This is a genomic window from Cerasicoccus maritimus, assembly GCA_031296935.1.
Taxonomy (GTDB): Bacteria; Verrucomicrobiota; Verrucomicrobiia; order Opitutales; family Cerasicoccaceae; genus Cerasicoccus; species Cerasicoccus maritimus.
In genome coordinates this window covers 113,487-136,207 of sequence record JAVDPD010000013.1, presented here as the reverse complement: position 1 = coordinate 136,207, position 22,721 = coordinate 113,487, and the positions used below count along the sequence as shown (strand labels likewise).

The following is a 22,721-nucleotide window of genomic DNA, read 5'->3' as shown; positions in this document are numbered from 1 at the left end:
GCCAACGCTAATTAGTTGCCATGCTCTTACCCACCGCTTCCGAGGCGTCATCATCGCTGTTGCCGGGGTCGAACCCTAAAGACAACGGCACCAAGCGCTGCGTTCGCCATCCAGTTGCCTCTGTCTTCAACAGAGCCTGAATACGCTCACGATCTATATCGTTGCCTAAATGTCGTTTCCTCACAAACACACTGAAGCAGATAACGTGCTTAATGTCTCAATTTAACTGAGAATGGGTTAGGCTCGGCCCATTTGCGCAATGCGCAAATCTCCGGGTGCAGCGGCACGCTGCAAAAACGCGCGCACCGATGAACGATGCGCGCGTTTGGGAAAAGCGGGTTGCGCTTTGGCTTAGCCTTGGAAGTTCGGCAGCTCCTTGGCAACGCGGTTGCCGGTGAAGGACATATACTTCGGGGTGCCGTTTTCGTAAGGCACCTGCACCTCGCCCTGAATGAGCGGGTTGGCATACTTGAAGAACTGGAAGTTGATGCTCACGCCATCTTCGTTGATCCACTGGACCGGGAAGGGCTTTTCGGCATTGGCGACATCGTCCAGGTTCGCGAGGCCGGTTTCGCAGCCGTAGAAATCGCTTTCGGTGCGCACGAGGGTGACCATCTTGTCGGTCACGCCGTCTTCGACTGCAGCCTTCACGGCAGAGACGCCAGCCATGTAGGCTTCGTCGTTGTCAGCCTGCGAAGAGCAGTGCGCGGCAGCGCGCTGGGCGTAGCCGAGCTTCAGGGAGCGGGCGCGGACGTTGGAGAGGTTTTGCTCCACGATTTCGGTCAGGTATTCGCCCACACCGCCGAGGGTGCTGTGGCCGAAGCTGTCGGTGCCGCTGCCGGTTGCCAGGTAGTTGCCGTCCTGGTCGGTCAGGCCTTCGCCCACGACGACCATGCAATACGGGCTCTTGCGGAGAACTTCCTGCACGCGGGCCACGAAGGCTTCCGGGTTGAAGCGCACTTCCGGCATGAGGATCAGGTGTGGCGGATCGTCCACTTCGTTGCGGCGCTTGGCGAGGCTGGCGCCGGCGGTGATCCAGCCAGCGTTGCGGCCCATAACTTCAACAATGGAGACAAAGTCGTGCTTGCCCATGGCCTGGTTGTCCAGGGCGATTTCCTTGACCGTGGTGGCGATGTATTTAATGACGCTACCGTATCCGGGGCAGTGGTCAGTCATCGGCAGGTCGTTGTCGACGGTCTTCGGAATGCCGATCACGCGCAGGGCGTAACCCTTTTCCTTGGCGAGCTTGGAAATCTTGTTGGCGGTGTCCTGGGAGTCGTTGCCGCCGATGTAGAAGAAGTAGCGGATGTTGTGCGCTTGGAAAACCTGCAGCACGCGCTCGTAATCTTCGGGGTTGGTGATCTTGTAGCGGCAGGAGCCGAGGGCCGAAGCCGGCGTGTAACGCAGGCCGCGGATGGCTTGCTGAGATTCTTCCGCGAGGTCGATCAGCTCTTCGTTCAGGATGCCCTGAATGCCGTTGAGGCCGCCGTAGATTTCCTCGATGCACCCATGATTGAGTGCCTCGGTGACGACACCAGCGAGGCTGGCGTTGATGACTGCGGTCGGACCGCCCGATTGGGCGACCAATACATTACCGGTAAGTTCTTCTGACATAGCTATAAAGGATTCGGGATCTGAAGCAAAACCGCAGAGATTGGAGTCGGCCTAATAGTGATGCAACTTAAAAAACGGCGTCTGTGCACTGAGCCCTCAAACTAGTCTTTGTGATTAATCCGGGGACGCTGCGGGTCAATTAATCCCGTTGCTCGTCCTGCGCGGAGACGACCAGGCGGTTGGCCAGCCAAATAAGGCGTTCGCAGCCGCCGAGCAGGTGAAGTGCGGCGCCTTGCTCTTCGCGGCAGCAATCTGGGGCGGGGTCCAGGAAGTTTTCGCGCAGGCGGGCCAGTGCGCCGCCGCCGTCGGCGGAGACGTGGAGTGCGAGCTCGATGTCGTCTGGGTCCTGCGAAATGAGCGCATCGTAAATCGTCAGCCAGGCGGCTTCGAGGCCCTCCAGCGTGCGGTGGATCAGCGTATCGGAGCCGCGGAGCAACTGCTTGGCGCGGGGGAGGACTTGGAAAAACTCGCGCTCCAGCGCGCAGAGGAGGTCGTGTCGCTCCAGGGCGCGGGCAAGGGCACCGGCATTTTTGCCGCTCTGGCGTTGGTCCATGAGACCATGCATGACTTGGGCAATTTCCTCAGCGACTTTTTCAAAGTTCCGGTGCTGCTGCTGGGCGACTTCGGGGGCGTTGCCCTCGGCCCCAGCGGGGAGGCGGAAATAGCGGTCGAGGCGGCCGGCAAGGCGACGATGCTCCTGGCCGATGAGGTCGAGGCAGGCGGCGGGGTCTTCCTCACAGCGGGGGTAGAGGTAGCGCGGACGGTCTTCGGCTTCGTTGGATTCCGGCGGGTATTTTTTCAACAACAGACGCTCGATGCGGCGCTCGCAGAGGAGTGTTACTGCGCTGGCGACGAGGCACCAAAGCAGGTTGACGAGGGCCAGTTCCTGCGCGAGGGGGAAGTCCAGCAAGCGCAGGCCGGCCATGACCAGCGGCACGCCGCCCCAGACTTCCAGGAAAAACAGCGGCGTGAGCACCGCCGTGCCGATCCACCCGTAGTAAACCTGAAACATCGCCATTTGCTTGGCCGTGCCCTTGAGGCGCAGCGTCAGGATGTGGGTGATCAGCGTCGCGCCGAGGTTGACGCCGTAAATCGCGATCACCGCCTCGTCTTCGCCGAGCAGGGCGGACTGCGCCAGGACAATCGTCACCAGCACCACGGCGTTGCCCGACTGCGCGACAACGGTCAGCACGGTGGCCACGAGAAACACCAGCAGGTAGCGGCCGTGCGCACTGAGCATCAGGTCGTGGAACCACGCGTGCGTGTAGAGCTGCTCGCCGGTGGACTGCATCAGGAACAGGCCGAAAAACAGCAGGCTGATGCCAAACACAAAGCCCACGGCGTCGCGGTAGTGCCGGGGCTGCTGAAAGGCGTAAAGGATCCCCGCGAGCCCGACCACGTAGGCCGTGAACACATTGAGCGGCAGCGTCAGGAAAAAGATCAGCACGCAGGTGCCGGGGTTCGACCAGTTGAGCGCGGTCAAGGCGCGGCGCGAAGGCAGGAGCCCGGTGTTGACGAGGCTGATCGTCAGGTAGGTCACGGCGGACGCCGTTTGGGCAATTGCGCCGATGCAAAAGCCCCACCAACCGGCCTTTACGGGGTTGTCCGTCAGCCCGGCAAAGATGTCGCGCAGCTTGCGGCCGGCCATCGCCCGCAAATGCCGGTCGAGCAGGGCGGTTCCAAAAAAGAACAACCCCAGACCTGCGAGCATGGACCCGATAAGCGACGACATGCGCGCGAATCTGGCGCAATATCTCCCTGTAATCCAGCACTTTATGCTGGATTCTTCACCGCGCGTAGTCCGGTGGGCCGCCTACTCTCCACTGGGGTGGCGGCCCTGCTGCTACGCTGGGGTGCCGGGTTCCTCAGAACCCGATGCCGATGAGCACGAGCACCATGAGCAGTCCGAGTCCGGCCACAATGCTGAGAAGGATCATCTTTTCCTTCGGCGTCAGCGGCATGCCGTCTTCGTACGTGCTATGCTCCTCATGATCATCATGCGTGAAGTGCATATCGGGGTTCATGAGAACAGCTTATCCCGCAGCCCTTGATCTGGCAAGATTATTAATCGGATAGAAGGGGGGCTAATGTTCCGCTAAGTGTGTTTCTCGCAGCAATGTAAAGCCCTCTGCATCAGTGGATTGCAGTATTGAAAAAAGTGCCCCCTCCCGATTGGGGAGAGGGCTATAGGGCAGTCGCTGTCACACGACCTATGGTCAGGGGAAGGGAGACAAAGCAGATGGTTGCTGCTATCTTGCTATGGTATGGAAATGTCCTAAGCGGTCTTGGCCTTGAAGAGGCTGCCCATGTAGGCGGGCAGGCCCATCAGCTTGCCCAACGCTGAGAGGCGCGCGCCTTGGCTCTCCAGGTAATCAACCACATCCTGCCGGCCAAACATCGCGGCGAGGCGGATGGGCGTCATGCCGCCGCCGTTGTCCGCATGGATGTCTGCGCCTCGCTCCACGAAGAGCTGCACGATGTCGAGATAGCCCTTGAAGCAGACGCCGCCCAGCGGGGTTTGCCCGCGGTCGTTGCGGCGGTCGACTTCAGCGCCCTTGTCGAGCAGCATGCGCGTGGTCTCCAGGTTACCGTTATAGCTGGCGAGCATGACGAGGCTTTGGCCCTTGGCGTCGGCCAGATTGGCCGGCAGCCCGGCGTCGATCATCGCCGATAGCTGTTCGGTTTCGCCTTGGCGCGCCATGTCGAGCGCGAGCTTCTGCAGCTCGACATAGCGTTCCTCTTCGGTGGGGGTTAAGAGCGTCTCCATGACTACGTCCCCACAGTCGCGGCCCCGGCAGCCTGGTTTTCGACGCCCAATGCCTGGGCAACGCCCTCGGCGTAGGCGGGATCGGCGCGGTGGAAGTGCACCAACTGGCGCTGGACGATTTCCTCCGGCACGCCGGTCATGGCGTCGGCAATGTTGCTGAAGAGGCGCTGCTTCTGCGCGTCGTTAAACATGCGGAAGAGGTTGCCCGGCTGCGTGTAGTCGTCGTTGCCGTCGCGGTGGTTGTAGCGATCGGCATCGCCACTGATGCGCAATGGCGGCTCGGCGACCGACGGGTCCTGCTGCGGGCCGTCGAAGCTATTGGGCTCGTAATACGCGTCCGGGTTCTCGTTGAAGTTGTCGAAGAAACGCATCGAGCCGTCCTTGTGGTAATGGTTCACTGCGGACTTCGGGCGGTTGACCGGCAACATCTCGTAATGCGTGCCCAGGCGGTAGCGGTGGGCGTCGGCGTAGGAGAACACGCGGGCCTGCAACATCTTGTCTGGCGAAAAGCCGATGCCGGGCACGACGTTCGATGGCGAGTAGGCGGCCATCTCGATCTCCGTGAAGTAATTTTGCGCGTTGCGGTTGAGCTCCAGCACGCCGACTTCGATCAGCGGATACTCGCCGTGCGGCCAGACCTTGGTCAGGTCAAACGGGCTGTAGCTGGTCTTCTCGGCGTCCAGCTCGGGCATCACCTGCACGTAGACATCCCACTGCGGGAAGTTGCCTTCCTCGATCGCGCCAAAGAGCGCTTCCTGGTAGCTCTCGCGGGTCTCGCCAACAACATCAGCGGCCTCGGCGTTGGTCAGGTGCTGGTGGCCTTGGCGGGTCTTGAAGTGGAACTTCACCCAGAAGCGCTCGCCCTCCTTGTTCCAGAACGAATACGTGTGCGAGCCGTAGCCGTTCATGTGCATCGGGTCGGTCGGGATGCCGCGGTCGCTCATCAGGATGGTTACCTGATGCAAGCTCTCGGGCGACAGCGACCAGAAGTCCCACGCCGCGGTGTTGGAGCGCAGGTTGGTCTTCGGGTGGCGCTTTTGCGTGTGAATGAAGTCCGGGAACTTGTAGGGATCGCGGACGAAGAACACCGGCGTGTTGTTGCCGACTAAGTCCCAGTTCCCCTCGTCGGTGTAGAACTTGAGCGCGAAGCCGCGCACGTCGCGTTCGGCGTCGGCGGCGCCCAGCTCACCGGCCACGGTAGAGAAGCGGGAAATCATTTCCGTGGTCTTGCCGACCTTGGAGAAAATGCTCGCGCAGGTGTATTGCGTGATGTCGTTGGTGACGGTGAACGTGCCATGCGCGCCCCAGCCCTTGGCGTGCACCACGCGTTCCGGGATGCGCTCGCGGTTCTGGTGGGCGAGCTTTTCAATGAGCTGGTAGTCTTGCATCAGCAAGGGCCCGCGCGGCCCGGCGGAAAGTGAATTCTGGTTGTCGGAAATGGGGTTTCCGGCGGTGGTGGTCATGCGCTTCATGTGCGGTGCTTTCTTTGATGTTGGTTCAATGCCAAGCGGCTGCTTTAGCCCCTGTGATGATGCGATTATGACAAATTTTCCGCCATAGGGCCAATATATCGTGGGTATTAGATGTATAGGTAAAAGCTATCGCAGGGCGCGCGACGATAGGCGGTGGGTTTCTTGGGAAACGGGTAGGGGCCGTAGGGCTGGTGGGTGTTTTGCTGGGGCTAGCCGATCATTCGGACTGGGCTAGCGTTTGAAGTATGGTAAGGCGGGGCTGAGGCGTCCATAGTGAAGCGAACCAGCACCGTTGTCCGCCGTTGCCACCACTGACTTGTTAGCCGTTTTCATTCGAGCGCCGTTAATGTCCGTGAAAACTTTGGGAGATTCAAACGCGCCGCTTCGGATTCAAATTCCTTCTCAGTGAGTGGACCAGTAACGCTGTTCGATGGCTCCGCATACTTGCTGTCCTTGGTCATATCGAGATAGAAGAAATTCGTGACACTCCGATTACCGTCCGCATGCTGCTTCGCAACGATGAAACGCTCGTCAAAGCCGAATGCGAAGACAGTCTCACTAATCCTGCCTACCGCCGATCCGTCTTCCAGATCATAGGAAATGCTCATCTGGTTATCCACGTCTACCGCGATCAAGCGATAAGGCCCGGTAATGTGCTCATCGTGGACGAAACCGCAGCCTGAGACGAGTAGCACACTCAATAGAGTCATGGCTGAAAGAAGAGTGCGCATATTTTATAGGCTAACGATAAGAGTAGCTGACCGTTTTGGAGCACCGATAGGCGGGGAACGAAGGGTCAGCTATTTCGCTTGGTTCGGTTGTTAATCTAGTTGATGTCGAAAGCTTCATCTACTGCTATTGGGCCACCTTCTCTCCAAATGGGCTTTCCATTTTCGAGAAGCAAATAACCATACCATTGCTTTTTTAGCTCAGGTGACCAAAAATTGACGAGAAAAAGGCATGAATCGCTCGGCATCTCCTCGCTAAGTTTGTTCCACTTTTCTCTCTCACTAATATAATACTGCTTCAGCGCTTTTACACGTATCTCCGCTTCCTCTGCGTCTGTATTCTGCCTTATTGCTTTGGCTTGGAAATCAAACACAACTTGAGCTAATATTTCCCTTTCAGGAGATGTGGCAGCAAAGCTTTCGACATAGCCTGCTAGGTGTGGGTTATTGCGGAGAAATTCCAGTTTCTCTCCATTAGGCGATAGTCCGAAAGCGGTAGCTGTCGCACATATGAGGCAGACAAGTTTGGCCAAAGTTTTCATTTCTCTCAGAACAGTATTTTTTAAGCGACGAAAAGGTCGTTGAGCAAGGTGGTGGTGAGTTGGCGTTTTTTGAGTAGGTATGTGGCGGTGTTTGTTTGCTGGTGGGGGTTGCCGGAGAATACCAAGTTATTGCCCAGCCATCTGACGGTAAAGTACTTTCTAACGAAACATGGCAAATGTGACAGGCTTCCCGGTGAGGAATTATTTTAGAAAAAGTTTTTTGGGAGCTTCGTTTTGAGCGCAGGAGAAGGCGGTTTCGCTATTAGTGAGCACGAGTGACTATTAGTCAGTGGCTCTCACTAATAGTGAGTGGCTCTCAGTGGTGCCGGAAATTCGACATAATGCGAAAAAAGTGCCCCACCGAGCCAACGTAGCCCACGCAGCCTGTGTAGCCAGCCGAGTCATTGGCGGGGCAGGGGAAGTTTGATATAATCGTGGGCATGAACCTTTCATTTTATCCACCCACCCAGCGCTTTCGCTCCGTCCGCGAGAGCCGGCGTCCGCCGTACGTTAGTTGTCGGCTGCCGCTGGTGATTCGCCGTGTGCCGAGCGAGAGCCGGCGCCCGCCGTAGCGCGCGGGTTAGTTGAGTCGTTGTGCGCGGAGGCGTTTCGTCGCTGCGCAGTTCTGGAACCGCTGATGGGGCTCATTCGCGGCTGGCTTGGTGTAAACAAGCCGGCTGGCGACGCCCCGAGGTTTTAATCTGGCGCATGGTTGCGCTAGCCAGGGCTGCGTCGCGTTATGCCAGCTACGCCAAGGCCACGGCGACGTTTAAGCGCGCGACACAACGGCGCGTTCATCCCCTGTTGCGACGCTGTCGGCGTGCAGGCAGGCGGAGCTGTGTTCTTTGATAAATAATTTCGCGGGTTTTACCCCCCCCCCCCCGGCCCCCTGCGGGATGCCAGGAGGAAAAAGATTAAAGGAAAAAGGAAAAAGCGACCATGCGCGAATTAGCGATATGGAGTGCGCCAGTCCTCTGGCGCTTTAGAATGGAAAGGAGCTGATACGGACCTTCTCCGTTTGCGCAAAATACTAAAAGCGCCAGAGGGCTGGCGCACTCCATGTCGAGCCCCTCGTGCATTTGCGGCAACGTCTTGTTGCATCGGTCCATTTCGGAGCATGACGCAACTGCGGCTTGCTTGCCTGTCATGAGCTTAGTCGAATGGTAAGCATCGCACTACCTTAGTTTGATTGATTTAGGCAGCGGGGCAGCGCGGACGGTTGAGGGCAACCGTCCCTACCTTTGTCAGACGGATTGGCCATTTGCCCAATGGGCAAATCCGGATGCAACGCATCTTGGAAGTTTAGCACCGTTCATCCTAATTCATTTGCCCAATGGGCAAATCCGGATGCAACGCATCCGACGGTCCAGCGGGACGCTGGGCTTACTTTTTGGCGGCTTTCTTAGCGGGTTTGCTGGCGGGGGAGAGGTAGGTCTTCTGCTTGAGCATGTCCGTGTACAGCTGGAGCAGGCGGACGCCTTCGCGGGGCTTAACGACGTCGGCGCGGGTGGCGGTGTCGATCTGCTTCTTCATGGCGCGGGTGAGGTCGGCGCCTTTGTATTGAATGAAGTCGAGCACCTCGTCCGTGGAGAAGCCTTTGATGGTTTCTTCGATGTAGAAGCCGTCCTCTTCGTCGTCTTCGAGGAAGACGTGGATTTCGTTCACGCGGCCAAAGAGGTTGTGCAGGTCGCCCATGATGTCCTGATACGCGCCGACGAGGAAGAAGCCGAGGTAGTAGGGCTTCTTGCCGAGCGGGTGCAGGCGGAGGCTGTGGCGGACGTCTTCCAGGTCGACAAACTCCGAGACCTTGCCGTCGCTGTCGCAGGTGATGTCGACGAGGGTGGCTTCGATGGTGGGCTCTTCGTTGAGTCGCTGGAGCGGCGCAATGGGGAAGAGCTGGTCGAGCGCCCAGTGGTCGAGCAGGCTTTGGAAAACGGAGAAGTTGCAGACGTATTGCTCGGCAAGGAGGGCGCCGAGGTTTTCGAGCTCTTCGGGGATGTAGCCATCCTGCTTGAGCTTGGCGTAGATGTCGGCGCAGATCTGCCAATACATCGTGTCGGCCTTGGCGCGGGTCGGCAGGTCGAGGTAGCCGAGGGAGAAGAGATTCGCGGCCTCGTCTTTCTTTTGCTGGGCGTCGTGAAAGCGCTCGAGCGCGCCGTGCCCGTCTTTGTTGTCGAGAATGTATTGGAGGTCAGCGAGGAGCGGCTGCTTTTTGCCGCCGCTCTTGGCCTTTTCGACTTCGGGGATCTTGACGATGCGGTCCACGGCCTCCACGACGAGCACCGAGTGTGGCGCCACGAGCGCGCGTCCGCTTTCGGAAATGATGTCGGGCACGGGCACATCGGCCTGTTCGCAGACGCTCTTGATGTTAAAGACGACGTCGCGGGCATACTCCGGCATGGAGTAATTCATCGAGCTCTCGAAGTTGGTGCGCGAGCCATCGTAGTCGATGCCCAGGCCGCCGCCCACGTCGAGGTATTTCAGGTTGAAGCCCATCTTGCGGATTTCACAGTAGAAGCGCGCGGCCTCGCGGACGGCCTTCTTGATCGTAAGAATGTTCGGGACCTGCGAGCCGATGTGGAAGTGGACGAGCTTCACGCATTGGCCGAGCTTGGCGCGCTTGAGCTTCTTGGCGGCGGCGACGATCTCGGTGGAGGTCAGGCCAAACTTGGCGTTGTCGCCGGAGGACGTGGCCCACTTGCCTTCGCCGGCGATGGACAGCTTGACGCGGAAGCCGATCTTGGGCTCCACGCCCATTTCGCGCGAGACCTTGATGATCGCATCGACTTCGGAAAATTGCTCGATGACGAGGATGACTTCGCGGCCGAGGCGGATGCCGAGCAGGGCGGCGCGGATGTAGGCTTCGTCTTTATAGCCGTTGCAGACGAGGATGTCGCCCTTTCGGTCAAGTTGGGAAAGGGCAATGAGCAGCTCGGGCTTGGAGCCGGCTTCGAGACCGAAATCGTAGTCGCGCCCGGCGTCGAGGATTTCTTCGACGACTTCTCGGAGCTGGTTGACCTTGATCGGGAACACGCCGCGGTAGTGCCCGGCATAGCCTTCTTCCTCAATGGCGCGGTGGAAGGCCTCGTTGAGCATTTCCACGCGGCGGCGCAGGAGGTCCTGCACGCGGATGGTCAACGGCGGGCGCAAACCATACTCAGCCTCGGCTTCGGCGAGGACATCGGCCAGGCGAATGCTGGGGCCGTCTTCGCCCAAGGGGCGCACGCAGAGGCAGCCGGTATCGTCCGCGGTGAAGTGACCCTGGCCCCAGCGGGGCAGGCCGTAGTATTCAGCGGATTTCTGGGCGGACCAATCGGACTTTTGGGAAGCAGGCATCAGGTCGCGTTAACGTGTGAGGTAAACGGCAAATCGTCAAAGGCGAAAGCGGAGTAAGCGACGAATTTTCAGCGTTGTTATTTATCTTGTGGGCAGTCGCTGAAATCGTCTGGGCCGAGGATGCCAGGGTAGTGTTCCTGCCCGCATTCAGGGCAAAGGCTGTGGCTGAACTCGGCCGTGGAATGGTCGCGGATGTAGGACTCGATTTCCTGCCAATAGCCGCGGTCGTTGCGGACTTTTTTGCAATACGAACAGATTGGGAGGAGGCCGCGCAGGGTCTCAATTTTCTCCAGCGCTCCCTCCAGTTTGACGCGGCCAAAGTGTTCGCTCTGCCATTGCTGAAATTCCGCAATGCGTGTTTGGTGGAAACGCCAGTTGACGTAGGCTCCGCAGATCACGGTTATGGGAAAGACCAGGGAGGCCTCCCACCACATTTCGCTGAAGCCGCTGTGTGCATAGAGCATCCAGACGTGGAGTGAGGCAAAATATGCGCCCGAGATCATTTGGTAGCTCAGCCGGTTGGGCATGAAAATGAAGATCGCGATCAGGTAGGCGAGGTCAGCCAGTGAGTTTTGATAGCCGGTGGCGGGCAGCAGGCTGTCGGTCCACACAAAGAGCGAGCTGGTGATTAACTGCCAGGCAAGCACCAGACTTTGCAGCATTGGGGTGGACCGGATGAACGGGATCCAGCTCGCGAACGCTAAGGAGAGAGCCAGAAGTAGTGAGCGCATCAGCACAATGCGTCCACTATCCAGACTGCCATGTGGCATATCGAGCTCCTCGACGATGAATGCGAAGTTAACGAGGCCGATGAGAACGACCGCCGTGATGATTAGCCGACAATCTGCCTTGGCGTAGCGGCAGTGGATGGCGTTATCCAATGCACGGCCTTGAAGCAGAGGCGGCTCGGCTTGGGGAATGGAAGCTAGGCTATCGTCGTTCGAATCGGCGATGGACATTCGAGAAGATGGCTTGGGGAGAATCGAGAGGACTATATCATTTGAACTCTTGCCAGTTGCTTAAAGCAAAAAACGAAGTTTTAGAGAAAATAATTTCAGGGCCATATATCGCAAAGTGTCCTTGTATTGGGGTTGGAAAGATATCCGCATTGATTACAGTATTTGAAACGCCGCCGTCACTCCAGCCATAGTCATGGAAAGCGCGGGCGCCGTCGCTTACATGAGTAGCGATTTCCACCATGCGCTCGTTGCCAGCGTGCTGGCGCATCATCCCGGCGTAGAATCTCCAGGCAAAAAACAGCGCGACAAGCGCGGAAACCGGGGCAATCCAGAAGAGGGGGTAACTCATATCAGGTGCGGGGTTGGGTATGACTGTCGGCGGGCGGCACGGCGGCCACCCGCGGGTGTGAGGAAATTTTCTAGAAAGCTGCCATTCAGCAGCTTGAGCTAAGATTCAGTGTAATCGCTTTTTTAGTTTTCGCAAGGATGATTACTTAGCTGACATTAGGATATACCCGTAGGCGAATTGGGTTGCGCTGGTATCTGTATTACAATGAACTGTTGGCATGATAAGAAATCTCGTGGTCGGCCTTTGGGGGCTGGCGTTATTGTTTTTTACGGGTTGTGAGAGCGCAGATACCCCCAGCGGCGCGGCCCAATCCACGCCGATGGGCGAGGACTTCTCCGGAGAAGTGGCGATCCTGCCCGCCGATGTGCTGAGCTACCTGCCTGAGCGATTTGAGTACCTCTACCCGATGGTTAACGAAGCCGCTGCGCGTTCCTTAGAAGCGCAGGGCTATCAGGTTATTGATGGGAGCGCCGTGAACTCCGCCTTGGATGCCAATGGCGGGGCGTTGCGCAAGCAAATTGCCTCCTCCAATTCGCAGCAAATGAGCCAGGGCATCACCAAACTGATGGGACAGCTGGGCAGTGGCCAGTCCGTCGATGCGCTGGTGATTCCGCAGGTGTTGGAGCAGTCCATGACGCTGAGCAAACCCTACCAGGGCGCGAGCTGGGGCGGCGTGCGTCGGGAGTTTCATGTCAACGGTGACCGTAATGTGGGCAGCCAAATTCAGGTGGATACGGCGTCTGTCGTGGTTGGCGTTTACAACCGTTTTGGGCAGGCAATCTACTTTGGGCAGGGCGGCATTGATTTTCTCGAAAACGCGACGCAGGCAGGGAGCAACCTCTACCTGACGCCAAAGCTCTCGGGGCAAATTGCTACAGCGGACGTCAAGGATGCGCTGGATAAAGCCTTGGCGCGCTGGCAGATCGAGTATTCAAGCCTTTTGGGGCAGAGAGATTCTGCGCACGCATACTAGACACACAGGCTGTTATCATGGTGGTCAGTGTTGGTAAATGGAGCTGATTCGCGCTTGCTTTCCGGCTCCCCATCCGTTTGTGTGCCCGATTTCCCGTATTTAATCATGCTCGAAACACCCACCTTCGCATCAATTCTCACTCTTTTGGCCCAAACTGAAGGCGCGCCGGGCGGCTTCGAACTCAAGGGCCTGCTGATACCGATACTTTTCGTGGCCGGTTTCTGGTTCCTGCTCATCGCTCCGCAGCGCAAGATGCAGAAGCAGCACGACAAGATGGTCACCGAGCTCAAGAACGGTGATGAAGTCATGACCAAGGGCGGTGTCTACGGCACGATTGTCAACGTCAAGACCGACCGCCTGACCATTCGGGTGGCGAACAACACCAACATCGAACTTTCCAAGCCTTTCATCCAGACTGTGGTCAAGAAGAAGGGCGAGCCGGAGAAAACCGAAGAAAAGAAGTAGTTATTTCGGCGAAATTTTTGTTTTTATACCAGACCAACTTAATCCGGTCTAATAGCCATACCCATGAAAAATTCCATCATTTGGAAACTCATCCTTACCGCTGTGATCATGGCTTGGGCGGTACTCAGCCTGTTCCCCGTTAATGACACGGACTTCCGCGATTACATCATCGCGGAGCCAGTCACGAACAAGGCCGAGTTCGACAAGCTCGTTGCAGAAGCTGACACCAAGGTAACGGAAAACTACGCATTCGTCGCAGCCTTGCGCGATACGGCCAACGAACAGCAGATCAACCTCCACGAAGAGTTCTTCCCCTACGTTAAAATGGTGCGGGAGCCCAACCTCGTGCGTGGTAACAAGATCATCACCGACTATCTCTACGATCAGTCGCGTGGTAAGCTGCACCGCGGTCTGGATCTCGCCGGAGGCGTCTCGCTCGTCTTGAGCATTGACGCAGAGGCCGACCCCAACGCGCAAAACAGCCGCCTCGAAAAGGCTGTTGAAATTATTTCCGACCGTGTGAACGGTTTGGGTCTGGCCGAGCCGGTCATCCGCCCGCTCCCGCCGAACCGCATCGAAGTGCAGCTGCCGGGCGTCAACCTGCAGCAGAATCCGGAGCTCGTGGTCAACCTCGTGAAGGCTGCCCGTCTGGACTTCCGCACCTCGCACCGTTACCTCCAGCCCACCGCGCAGGACGCCATTGGCGACCTGAAGAGCCTGCCGCTCAACCCCGGTCAGCCCGACGGCCCGACGGCGATGTATGAAGTTATGGGCGACGAGAGCACCAACGCGAAGACCGGCGAAGTGACCGTTTCCAAGCTTTGGGTGAAGAAGATTCCCGAAGCGCACGGCGACATCATTGAAGAAGCTTACATCGACATGAGCACCGGCTCGCCGAAGGTTGGCTTTGTCACCACTGGCGAAGGCGCGGAAATCATGGGTAACATGACGCAGCGCATCGTCGATGAAGATGCCCGCACGCGCACCACCGAGCTGCTCGTGGTCGTGCTCGACGGCGAACTCGAATCCGCCGCTACCGTCCAAAGTCGCATTAGCCGCAATGGCCAGATCACCGGTAACTACTCGCAGGACGAAGTGGTCCAGCTCGTGAGCGCGCTGAACAATCCGCTGGAGTTCGACCTCGTTGTCGACCAAATGCAGGAAATCGGGCCGAGCCTCGCGAAGGACGCCCAAAGCGCCTCCATCAACGCCGCGATTTACGGCGCTGTGGCCGTGGTTCTCTTCATGGCGCTTTATTATCTGTTCTCGGGTGTGGTCGCCGTGATTTCCGTGCTGCTGAGCTTGCTCATCGTTCTGGGCTCCCTCGCTGGTGCCGGCGCGACGCTGTCCCTGCCGGGCATCGCGGCATTGGTCCTGACGATGGGTATGGCGGTGGACGCCAACATCCTCATCTTTGAACGTATCCGCGAAGAACTGCTAGTGGGCAAGAACGTCAAGACCGCGCTGAAGACCGGTTACGACAAGGCCCTCTCGACGATTGTGGACGCGAATGTCACCACGATGATCACCGCGCTCATCCTGTTCACGCTTGGCGTGGGCCCGGTCAAGGGCTTTGGTTTGACGCTGGCCATCGGTATTGGGGCTTCGGTGTTCGCCGCGCTGATCATCAGCCGCGCGCTGCTGGAGATCCTCGTGCACGGCGGCATTGCCAAGAAGGTCATCCCGAACTTCAACTTGCAGAAGAGCCTGGGCGCGCGTTCGCTCAACTTCCTCGGCAAGCGCGTTCCGGCCTTCATTTGCTCGTGGGCACTGGTGCTCGCGGGTCTCGTGGCCATCTTCATGACCAAGGGCGACATCCTGGGCATCGACTTCCGTGGTGGCGCAGAAGTGGTTTTTGAATTCGATGAGTCGGCGAAGGGCGATCTGCAAATTGCCGCCATTGAAGAAATGGCCGTGGCACAGGATCTGGGCGAAGTCATCCCGGTCTTCCAGTCCGAAATCGGTCAGGGCATCGAGCGTTTGCGCATCCAAGTGGATGGTGAAGATGGCCGCACGGACGCCGTGGTCGCCGCGATGTATGAAACCTTCCCGAACGCATTCCCACGTGGTGCTGACGGCGAATTGGTAGAAGGCGTGGGCAAGGTTTCCGAGAACGTCATCGGCGCTGCCGTTAGCGATCAGATCGTGTTCAATGCGATTGAGTCCATTGCCTTCGCGCTGATCGGCATCCTACTTTACGTGGCGCTGCGCTTTGAGATCGGTTACGGTGTCGGCGCGGTCGTGGCGACGATTCACGACGTGCTGATGTCGATCGGTATGTTCGTCATCCTCGGCCAATTCTTTGGCATAGGCAGTGGTCAGTTTACCGCGCCGATGGTCGCCGCGATTTTGATGATCGTTGGTTACTCGATCAATGACACCATCGTTGTGTTCGACCGTATCCGCGAAGAGCTCGAGCTCAACCCGAGCATGAAACTCTTCGACGTGGTCAACCTCGCCATCAGCCGCACGCTGAGCCGCACCTTGCTCACCAGCTTGACAACCTTTGTCGCCGCGCTATCGCTGTTCATCTTCGGCGTCGGCGTCGTGACGGACTTCGCGCTGGTGTTCCTGATCGGCATCGTGACAGGCACGTTCTCCTCGATCTTCATCGCGAGCCCGGTCTTCTTCGCCTGGCACAAGGGTGATCGCAAGCATGTGACCGAGCACGAATACGCCAAGCCCACCTACGAGTGGGAAGCCGGCAGCAAGCGCGCAACCAAGGAGTCTGAATCCGATAAGAGCGCCCAGGCTCCGGCTTAATTACAGGTCTCATAAAGCTTTCCCAAAGCGAATGTCAGCTCCGGCGGCATTCGCTTTTTTTGGCGATTTTTGGTGGATTGGACGTTGGATTTAGCTTTTAAATTGAATCAGTTCCGTAAGCTATTGTATGTGAAGTGTTAATGGGATTTTCAGTTAAGTTTGGGTTGTGAAAGCAGTACTTTTATGCCATTTTAGGGCTCGTATTGAGGAATTTCATGGCATCTGGAGCAAAGTTTGGCGGCTCTTGATGGTCGGTTGACAGCGTTTTTTGCCTTTTCGCTGGGGAATGGACTTGGCATGGTCGGGGGATGGACAAACCGCGTATCCTCCACCTGCCAACTGGCGATTCGCGCAATGTGCAGCGCCTCGGGCCCTATGGATTGGAAACGCTGATTCCCGAGTCCGATGAGCTGCAAATGACCGCCTACCGCGTAACGATTGAGCCCCATTCGACCACCGCGGTGAGTCACCACCGTATAGCCGAGGAGCTCTACTACGTGCTCGCGGGGCAGGGCACAGCGCTGCTCGACGGCGTGGCCCACACGCTAATGGCGGGCGATTTTCTGCGCCTGCCGCCGGGCGTGAAGCATGGTTTCGTGACGCAGAGCGAGCCGCTGGTCATGCTGGACATCCATAGTCCGGGTTCCCGGCCTGACCGTGATGTTTATTTCGACGGCGCGCCCCCGAGCGGATTTGCGGATAACGAGTAGGGCTGTATCTTCAGAATGATCGCTGTTCTAGAGCCGCCCCGGCACCTTACTTCATCACCATGTATTCGAACTTAATGTAGCAAAGGTAGTCGTCGGTGCTTCCACTGAATCGGATACTTTTGAGAATGTAAGACGTGTCCTCGTCCTTATCCAAAATGACGGGCTCGTTGACGCCGGCTGCACTTTGGCGTTTTTGGGCGGCCTCCATGGCATCCTTGCGGGCGCGCCGCTCGGTGGCGGAGTTGAGGCGCTCGTTAATCATGCGTTCGGCCTTGTAGCGGGCATCGATTTCGGCCAGGGCCATGGTGCGGCCGTAGCCCACGGTCATTTCCTGAATGGCCTTGCGATTGAGCGGTCGGTAGATGTCGTGTTGGATGGTGACAATGCAGTAATAGTTGTCTTCGTATCCGCTGATGCCGATGCTTTTGAGCAGGTAATCTCCGTCAAATGCTTTGTTGCGAGCTTGTTGGAGAACGGCGTCTTCAGAGCGCTCACGCGTACGCCCATAATCGATCAGAATTTCGCTAATGGTGGTATTGGGCTTGCGCTGGCGTGGCTGTTCCTGGGCGTTCAGTGATCCGTGAAACAGGAGTAGCGCGAAGAAAATCGAGATGGGTTTACGCCACATGATAGTTAAGCGCTACCTCAATTGGCGCCGCCAGTCAACTACCAGAATCCATCCATCTGTCGGGAAGCTTCGCCTTATAGTGTTGGTGGGAGAATTTTATTTCAGCGAAAATAATGCTTCAGCTTTATGCCCTGGAGCACTTTTCATTTAACTTGGCCGATCAGGTGGTGATCAGTTAGATGAAAAGTGCTCTAGGTTGTAAAAGAAATATAAGTCCATGATTATGAAATGGTAAAAGAAATTTAGCTGCTTGGAATAAGTCCTCCTTTAGTTACTCTTACTAACATACCCGAACTGCGAGTAAACAACCCACATGAAACCATGAATAGACTCCAGTTATTACACTGCCAGAATCCGCCGTGATGCGGATGAGCTGTATCTATTGTTTCCCTGCTGTAGAGCCGGGGGTTCGTTCCCCCGTTAGCCTGAATCCGTGATTCGGGCCCCAATACAAAATTCTGGCGATGCGCCCGAGCGTGGCGTCGCTGTACGCATGCAAACCGACACCTACATTACATGAAACAGTACCTTATAACCGGACTGGCGGCGCTGAGCTTTAGCGCGTCGGCCTTTGGCCACGGTTCGATGGCGGACCCCGTCAGCCGGGTCTACGAAATCTATTTGGAAGACCCCCAGTCTCCAGATTACCCTTCTTCCGAGGCCGCAATTGCGGTCGCCGGCACCCAGGCTTTTTACGACTGGCACGAAGTCAGCCTTCTCGTCCCGGATTATGATTACCGAGCGCACATTCCCGATGGCGAATTACCCAGCGCTGGGCGAGATAAGTATGCCGGCCTTGACCTTTTGCGCGACGACTGGCCGGTGACTCAAGTTGAGGCCGGACCTTACGACTTCGTTTATTACGCGCACGTCCCGCACGATCCCAGCTTCTTCGTGGCCTACATCACGAAGCCGGACTACGATCCGCTGCAACCTGTCGGCTGGGACGACCTCGTGCTGCTCGATGACTACATCGAGGCCAGCCTGGATAGTAACAACAACTACACCTTTACCCTCGACTTGCCTGAGCGCGAAGGCCGCGCCGGCATCTACGTGATCTGGCAACGCATCGACCCGGCAGGTGAGGTGTTTTTCTCGTGGAGCGATGTCGTCTTCGGTGAGGACAACGGCAACACCACGACCGACCCCACTGACGACATGAACATGGCTGGGCCGACCTCCAGCTACGTCGACTTCTCCGTGACAGATTCGTGGGATGGCGGTTTCGTGGGCAATGTCACCCTCACCAATCCCTTCGACACTGCCATCGATGGTTGGACGCTCGAGTTTGATTTCCCGAATGAGATGATCAACATTTGGAGCGCCAATGTGGTTGGGCGCGATGGTGATCGCTACAGCCTGACGAATGCTGGCTGGAATGGCAGCATTCCAGTGGACGGCTCGGTAACCTTCGGGTTTCAGGCCAGCGGCGATTCCACCGGAGTCAACCTGACCGATGTCACGATGAACGGCGTCGATATCTCCGATGAAGAGCACGACCACGACCACGATCACGGTTCGGATGACGGATCGACTGATGACGGCTCCACCGATGACGGTGGCACGGACGACGGATCGACCGGAGGAACCGATGACGGCGGCACGGACGACGGCGGCACGGACGACGGCGGAACCGATGACGGTTCAACTGGCGGAACCGACGACGGCAGCACTGGCGGCACGGACGATGGTTCAACTGGCGGCACGGATGATGGCGTGACCAGCGACGCAGGTTTCGTGGTCAACGTTAGCGACGACTGGGGCAGTGGCTTCACCGCAAGCGCCACGCTGACCAACACGACCGGCGCCGACTTGAGCGGCTGGACCTTGACCTTCGATTGGGCGCACGCGCCGTCGAACATTTGGGACGCCGAACTCGTTTCCGTGGACGGCACGACGATCACTGTGAAGAATGCGACTTGGAACGCTTCGCTTCCAGCGGGCAGCAGCGTTACCTTCGGCTTCAACGGCACACCTGGCGATGTCTTGACGCAACCGACAAACGCCACACTGAACGGCACGGCCATCAGCGATGGCTCGGACGACGGCGGAACCGACGACGGTGGTTCGGACGACGGATCAACCGGAGGAACTGATGACGGTGGAACCGACGATGGCAGCACCGGTGGCACGGACGATGGTTCTACGGGCGGCACGGATGATGGCGGTTCCTCTGGCGGAGACGCCGCGGCGGGCCTCACGATTGACATTACCAACGACTGGGGCAGCGGTTTTGGCGCCACTGCGATCGTGACCAACACGACTGGCTCAGCCATCAGTGCATGGGAGCTTAGTTTTGACTGGCCCTACGAAATTACCGATTACTGGAGCGCTACGCTCGTCTCGCACGAAGGCGACCGCTACACCTTCAGTAATGTTTCCTGGAATGGCAGCATCGCGGCCGGCGGCTCAATTGAGTTCGGCTTCAACGGCACACCCGGTAACGTATCTTCTTACCCGACCAATATTATGATCAACGGCGTCGCAGTTAACGGCGGCAACGACGGCGGTTCGGATGACGGTGGAACGGATGACGGTGGCACCGACGACGGCTCTACCGGTGGCACGGATGACGGAGGCTCGGATGACGGATCGACCGACGGCGGAACCGACGACGGCAGCACGGATGATGGTGGAACCGACGACGGCTCTACCGGCGGCACGGACGATGGATCAACGGATGGCGGCAATGCCGATGTTGAGGTCGATGGCAACTTCCGCAAGCGCATCGTGGCCTACTTCCCAAGTTGGGGCATCTATGGTCGTGATTACCACCCGACGGATATTCCCGCCGAGCGCCTCACACACATTGTCCACGCATTTGCGACGATCAATGCCGCGGGCGAAATCGAAATCATCGACACCTGGGCTGACATTGAGAAGACTTATGGCGACGACACGTGGGACCAGGAACTGAGGGGTATCTTCAATCAATACATCGAGCTGAAGGAAGCTTACCCACATTTGAAAACGATGATCGCCGTAGGTGGTTGGTTTGATTCGGATCGCTTCTCGACGGTTGCCGCCAGCGCCGCCTCGCGCGAAGCGTTTGCGCAGTCCGTCCGCGATTTCGTGGTCGAGTATCAGTTCGACGGTGTGGACCTCGACTGGGAATACCCGGCCATTGCGACCGATGTGAACTCGAATGTCTCCGCGGCTGATGGCGAAAACTACGTGCTCCTGGCGCGCGCCATTCGCGACGCCTTCGATGCACAAAGCGCGATTGACGGCAAGACGTATTTGATCAGCGCCGCGCTGCCCGCCGGTTATGACAAGTATGAGGAAATCAACCTCGACGGCCTCGCCGATGAGCTCGATTGGCTCAACGTGATGACCTACGATTATCATGGCCGCTGGGTCAGCAATCGCACTGGCCATAATGCGCCGCTATATCATAATTCGGCCAGCCCGGACAGTGACCGCTACAACGCGTCGTCCACGATCCAGGGCTACATCGACGCGGGTGTGTCTGCCGACAAGCTCAACCTCGGCATCCCGCTTTACGGCTACAGCTGGAAGGGCGTTCCGTCGACCAACGATGGTCTCTACCAGAGCGCCACGGGAACGGGCGTTGGCACGATTGCCGATGAGCCCGGCATGGCGGACTACCGCACGATCGCTGCGCTCGTCGACGCTGAGCCGTCCGCTGAAAAGTGGGACGAGGAAGCGCAGGTGAGTTACTTCTACAGCGCAACGCTCGATGGTGGCACCTTTGCCGGCTATGACAGCCCGCGCGCAGTGGAACGCAAGCTTGAGTATGTCGACGACGAAGGCCTCGGCGGTGTGATGTTCTGGGAGCTTTCCAACGACATCCGCGACTACGACGACGAAGACAGCATCATCCACATCACTTCCGAAGCGTTCGCTGAAGAAGAGACTGCGGATGGCGGCGATGACTCGTCTAGCACCGATGGCTCGTCTAGCAGCACCGATGACAACAGCTCCAGTTCTGATGGCTCGGATGATACATCTGGCGATGCGGAAGTGAGCTCCTTCAACTACGGTGAAGCCTTGCAGAAGTCTTTGTACTTCTACGAGGCTCAGCGTTCCGGTGAGTTACCCGAGGATAACCGCGTCTCATGGCGCGGTGACTCGGCGCTTGACGATGGCGCGGACGTCGGGGTCGACCTCAGCGGTGGCTACTATGATGCGGGCGACCACGTAAAGTTTGCGCTGCCGATGTCCTCCTCGCTGACGCTGTTAGCGTGGGGCATCGACGAGTATGAGCAGGGCTACGCCGACAGTGGACAGCTCGACGAGGCGCTCGATACCATTCGCTGGGGCACGGATTGGCTGATGAAGGCCCATCCCAGCGCCAACGAATTTTACGCACAGGTAGGAGATGGTCATGTTGACCACTCCTACTGGGGCCCGCCGGAAACCATGACGATGGACCGCCCGGCCTGGAAGGTTGACGCGGAAAACCCCGGCTCCGATGTAGCGGGTGAGGCAGCAGCAGCATTAGCAGCAGCAGCTATTATCTTTAAAGACAGTGACCCTACCTACGCTAGCGAACTAATTTCCCATGCTAAAGAACTCTACGCCTTTGCTGATTCCTACCGCGGCAAGTATTCAGACTCAATTTCGAACGTTCAATCATTCTATAATTCCTGGTCGGGCTACGAAGACGAGCTCGTCTGGGGCGCGCTCTGGCTTTACAAAGCCACTGGCGACGCTGCCTACCTGACTAAGGCCGAGAGCTACTGGAGCGCCGTGGGTGGCCTCAACAACGGCTGGACGATTAACTGGGACGACAAGTCTTACGGTGCCGCCGTGCTCCTGGCCCAGCTGACCGGCAAGGCGACTTACAAGAACGCCGTGGAAAACTGGCTCGATAACTGGGTCGGCGGATCGATCACGCGCACCGATGGCGGCCTGGCCTGGCTTGACCAGTGGGGTAGCCTGCGCTACGCCGCGAACACCGCAATGATGGCCTTCATCTACGGTGATACGGTCAACGATGACGGCGGCGTTTACACGGGCTTTGCCGCGGAGCAGCTCGACTACATCCTTGGCGACAATCCTGCGAACCGCAGCTACGTGGTCGGCTTCGGTGAGAACTCGCCGATCAATCCGCACCACCGCGCTGCGCATGGCTCGACGACGAACAACATTGGCCTGCCGGTCAACAACCTGCACGTGCTCTATGGCGCGTTGGTTGGCGGCCCGAAGTCAGCCGATGATTTCAGCTACGTCGATGACCGCACGGACTACATCACCAACGAAGTGGCGATGGATTACAATGCGGGCTTCACCGGCGCACTCGCACGCCAAACACAAGTATACGGCGGTGCGCCGCTGGCGAACTTTCCCAACTGATAGGCTGACGTAGCCATAATCGGCTTTAAGTTGGATTGAGTAAGATACATAGCCTGGGTGGTTGGTTTCAACCAGGCGAACACAGCAGGGCGCGGT

Annotated in this window: 16 protein-coding genes; 5 read left to right on the top strand and 11 right to left on the bottom strand. The window is 57.9% G+C overall.

The annotated features are described in order from the left end of the window. Positions 1 to 351: 351 nt before the first annotated feature. The 10 genes from RBB62_RS10205 to RBB62_RS10160 all read right to left on the bottom strand — a co-directional run bounded on the left by RBB62_RS10205 (position 352) and on the right by RBB62_RS10160 (position 11,767). Positions 352 to 1,614: a 6-phosphofructokinase gene (locus RBB62_RS10205; protein ID WP_309398694.1), complete on the bottom strand. Its 1,263-nt coding sequence runs from the start codon at positions 1,612 to 1,614 to the stop codon at positions 352 to 354. A 139-nt stretch (positions 1,615 to 1,753) separates the two neighbouring features. Then, a complete protein-coding gene (locus tag RBB62_RS10200; protein WP_309398693.1) occupies positions 1,754 to 3,346 on the bottom strand; it encodes a Na/Pi symporter in 1,593 nt (530 codons plus the stop codon). A 133-nt stretch (positions 3,347 to 3,479) separates the two neighbouring features. Then, positions 3,480 to 3,638 carry a hypothetical protein gene (locus tag RBB62_RS10195; RefSeq protein WP_309398692.1) on the bottom strand — a complete coding sequence of 53 codons (159 nt, stop codon included), beginning with the start codon at positions 3,636 to 3,638 and terminating at the stop codon, positions 3,480 to 3,482. 251 nt (positions 3,639 to 3,889) lie between these two features. Next, a complete protein-coding gene (locus RBB62_RS10190; protein WP_309398691.1) occupies positions 3,890 to 4,381 on the bottom strand; it encodes an ankyrin repeat domain-containing protein in 492 nt (163 codons plus the stop codon). 2 nt (positions 4,382 to 4,383) lie between these two features. Next, entirely contained in the window at positions 4,384 to 5,853 is a 1,470-nt protein-coding gene (locus RBB62_RS10185) for a catalase (protein WP_309398690.1), read from the bottom strand. A 329-nt stretch (positions 5,854 to 6,182) separates the two neighbouring features. Next, positions 6,183 to 6,563: a hypothetical protein gene (locus RBB62_RS10180; protein ID WP_309398689.1), complete on the bottom strand. Its 381-nt coding sequence runs from the start codon at positions 6,561 to 6,563 to the stop codon at positions 6,183 to 6,185. 116 nt (positions 6,564 to 6,679) lie between these two features. Beyond that, the gene (locus RBB62_RS10175; RefSeq protein ID WP_309398688.1) at positions 6,680 to 7,123 is read right to left on the bottom strand and encodes a hypothetical protein; all 444 of its coding nucleotides are present in this window, start codon (positions 7,121 to 7,123) and stop codon (positions 6,680 to 6,682) included. 1,383 nt (positions 7,124 to 8,506) lie between these two features. Next, positions 8,507 to 10,459, bottom strand: a complete 1,953-nt coding sequence (gene speA / locus RBB62_RS10170; RefSeq protein WP_309398687.1) for a biosynthetic arginine decarboxylase — start codon at positions 10,457 to 10,459, stop codon at positions 8,507 to 8,509. A 77-nt stretch (positions 10,460 to 10,536) separates the two neighbouring features. After that, positions 10,537 to 11,418, bottom strand: a complete 882-nt coding sequence (locus tag RBB62_RS10165; RefSeq protein ID WP_309398686.1) for a hypothetical protein — start codon at positions 11,416 to 11,418, stop codon at positions 10,537 to 10,539. A gap of 37 nt (positions 11,419 to 11,455) precedes the next feature. Beyond that, a complete protein-coding gene (locus RBB62_RS10160; RefSeq protein WP_309398685.1) occupies positions 11,456 to 11,767 on the bottom strand; it encodes a hypothetical protein in 312 nt (103 codons plus the stop codon). Between the two features lie 217 nt (positions 11,768 to 11,984). Between RBB62_RS10160 and RBB62_RS10155 the strand changes: the two genes are divergently transcribed. The 4 genes from RBB62_RS10155 (at position 11,985) to RBB62_RS10140 (ending at position 16,678) form a co-directional block, all read left to right on the top strand. Further along, positions 11,985 to 12,740, top strand: coding sequence for a hypothetical protein (locus RBB62_RS10155; RefSeq protein WP_309398684.1), 756 nt, complete (start codon positions 11,985 to 11,987; stop codon positions 12,738 to 12,740). Between the two features lie 105 nt (positions 12,741 to 12,845). Next, positions 12,846 to 13,205: a preprotein translocase subunit YajC gene (gene yajC, locus RBB62_RS10150; RefSeq protein WP_309398683.1), complete on the top strand. Its 360-nt coding sequence runs from the start codon at positions 12,846 to 12,848 to the stop codon at positions 13,203 to 13,205. 63 nt (positions 13,206 to 13,268) lie between these two features. Beyond that, on the top strand, positions 13,269 to 15,968 hold the full coding sequence (gene secD / locus RBB62_RS10145) for a protein translocase subunit SecD (RefSeq protein WP_309398682.1): 2,700 nt from the start codon (positions 13,269 to 13,271) through the stop codon (positions 15,966 to 15,968). 308 nt (positions 15,969 to 16,276) lie between these two features. Further along, positions 16,277 to 16,678: a cupin domain-containing protein gene (locus RBB62_RS10140; RefSeq protein WP_309398681.1), complete on the top strand. Its 402-nt coding sequence runs from the start codon at positions 16,277 to 16,279 to the stop codon at positions 16,676 to 16,678. Between the two features lie 46 nt (positions 16,679 to 16,724). On the opposite strand, the gene RBB62_RS10135 is transcribed toward RBB62_RS10140, so the two are convergent. Continuing rightward, the gene (locus tag RBB62_RS10135) at positions 16,725 to 17,306 is read right to left on the bottom strand and encodes a hypothetical protein (protein WP_309398680.1); all 582 of its coding nucleotides are present in this window, start codon (positions 17,304 to 17,306) and stop codon (positions 16,725 to 16,727) included. Positions 17,307 to 17,822: 516 nt separating this feature from the next. On the opposite strand from RBB62_RS10135, the gene RBB62_RS10130 reads away from it, so the two are divergent. Further along, the gene (locus RBB62_RS10130) at positions 17,823 to 22,625 is read left to right on the top strand and encodes a glycoside hydrolase family 9 protein (RefSeq protein ID WP_309398679.1); all 4,803 of its coding nucleotides are present in this window, start codon (positions 17,823 to 17,825) and stop codon (positions 22,623 to 22,625) included. Positions 22,626 to 22,721: the final 96 nt, after the last annotated feature.

Coding starts and splice junctions, on each gene's coding strand:
- speA (WP_309398687.1), bottom strand. CDS start 10,459: ATGCCTGCTTCCCAAAAGTCCGATTGGTCCGCCCAGAAATCCGCTGAA.
- RBB62_RS10190 (WP_309398691.1), bottom strand. CDS start 4,381: ATGGAGACGCTCTTAACCCCCACCGAAGAGGAACGCTATGTCGAGCTG.
- RBB62_RS10205 (WP_309398694.1), bottom strand. CDS start 1,614: ATGTCAGAAGAACTTACCGGTAATGTATTGGTCGCCCAATCGGGCGGT.
- RBB62_RS10200 (WP_309398693.1), bottom strand. CDS start 3,346: ATGTCGTCGCTTATCGGGTCCATGCTCGCAGGTCTGGGGTTGTTCTTT.
- RBB62_RS10160 (WP_309398685.1), bottom strand. CDS start 11,767: ATGAGTTACCCCCTCTTCTGGATTGCCCCGGTTTCCGCGCTTGTCGCG.
- RBB62_RS10175 (WP_309398688.1), bottom strand. CDS start 7,123: ATGAAAACTTTGGCCAAACTTGTCTGCCTCATATGTGCGACAGCTACC.
- RBB62_RS10185 (WP_309398690.1), bottom strand. CDS start 5,853: ATGAAGCGCATGACCACCACCGCCGGAAACCCCATTTCCGACAACCAG.
- RBB62_RS10130 (WP_309398679.1), top strand. CDS start 17,823: ATGAAACAGTACCTTATAACCGGACTGGCGGCGCTGAGCTTTAGCGCG.
- RBB62_RS10140 (WP_309398681.1), top strand. CDS start 16,277: ATGGACAAACCGCGTATCCTCCACCTGCCAACTGGCGATTCGCGCAAT.
- RBB62_RS10135 (WP_309398680.1), bottom strand. CDS start 17,306: ATGTGGCGTAAACCCATCTCGATTTTCTTCGCGCTACTCCTGTTTCAC.
- yajC (WP_309398683.1), top strand. CDS start 12,846: ATGCTCGAAACACCCACCTTCGCATCAATTCTCACTCTTTTGGCCCAA.
- RBB62_RS10180 (WP_309398689.1), bottom strand. CDS start 6,563: ATGACTCTATTGAGTGTGCTACTCGTCTCAGGCTGCGGTTTCGTCCAC.
- RBB62_RS10155 (WP_309398684.1), top strand. CDS start 11,985: ATGATAAGAAATCTCGTGGTCGGCCTTTGGGGGCTGGCGTTATTGTTT.
- RBB62_RS10165 (WP_309398686.1), bottom strand. CDS start 11,418: ATGTCCATCGCCGATTCGAACGACGATAGCCTAGCTTCCATTCCCCAA.
- secD (WP_309398682.1), top strand. CDS start 13,269: ATGAAAAATTCCATCATTTGGAAACTCATCCTTACCGCTGTGATCATG.
- RBB62_RS10195 (WP_309398692.1), bottom strand. CDS start 3,638: ATGAACCCCGATATGCACTTCACGCATGATGATCATGAGGAGCATAGC.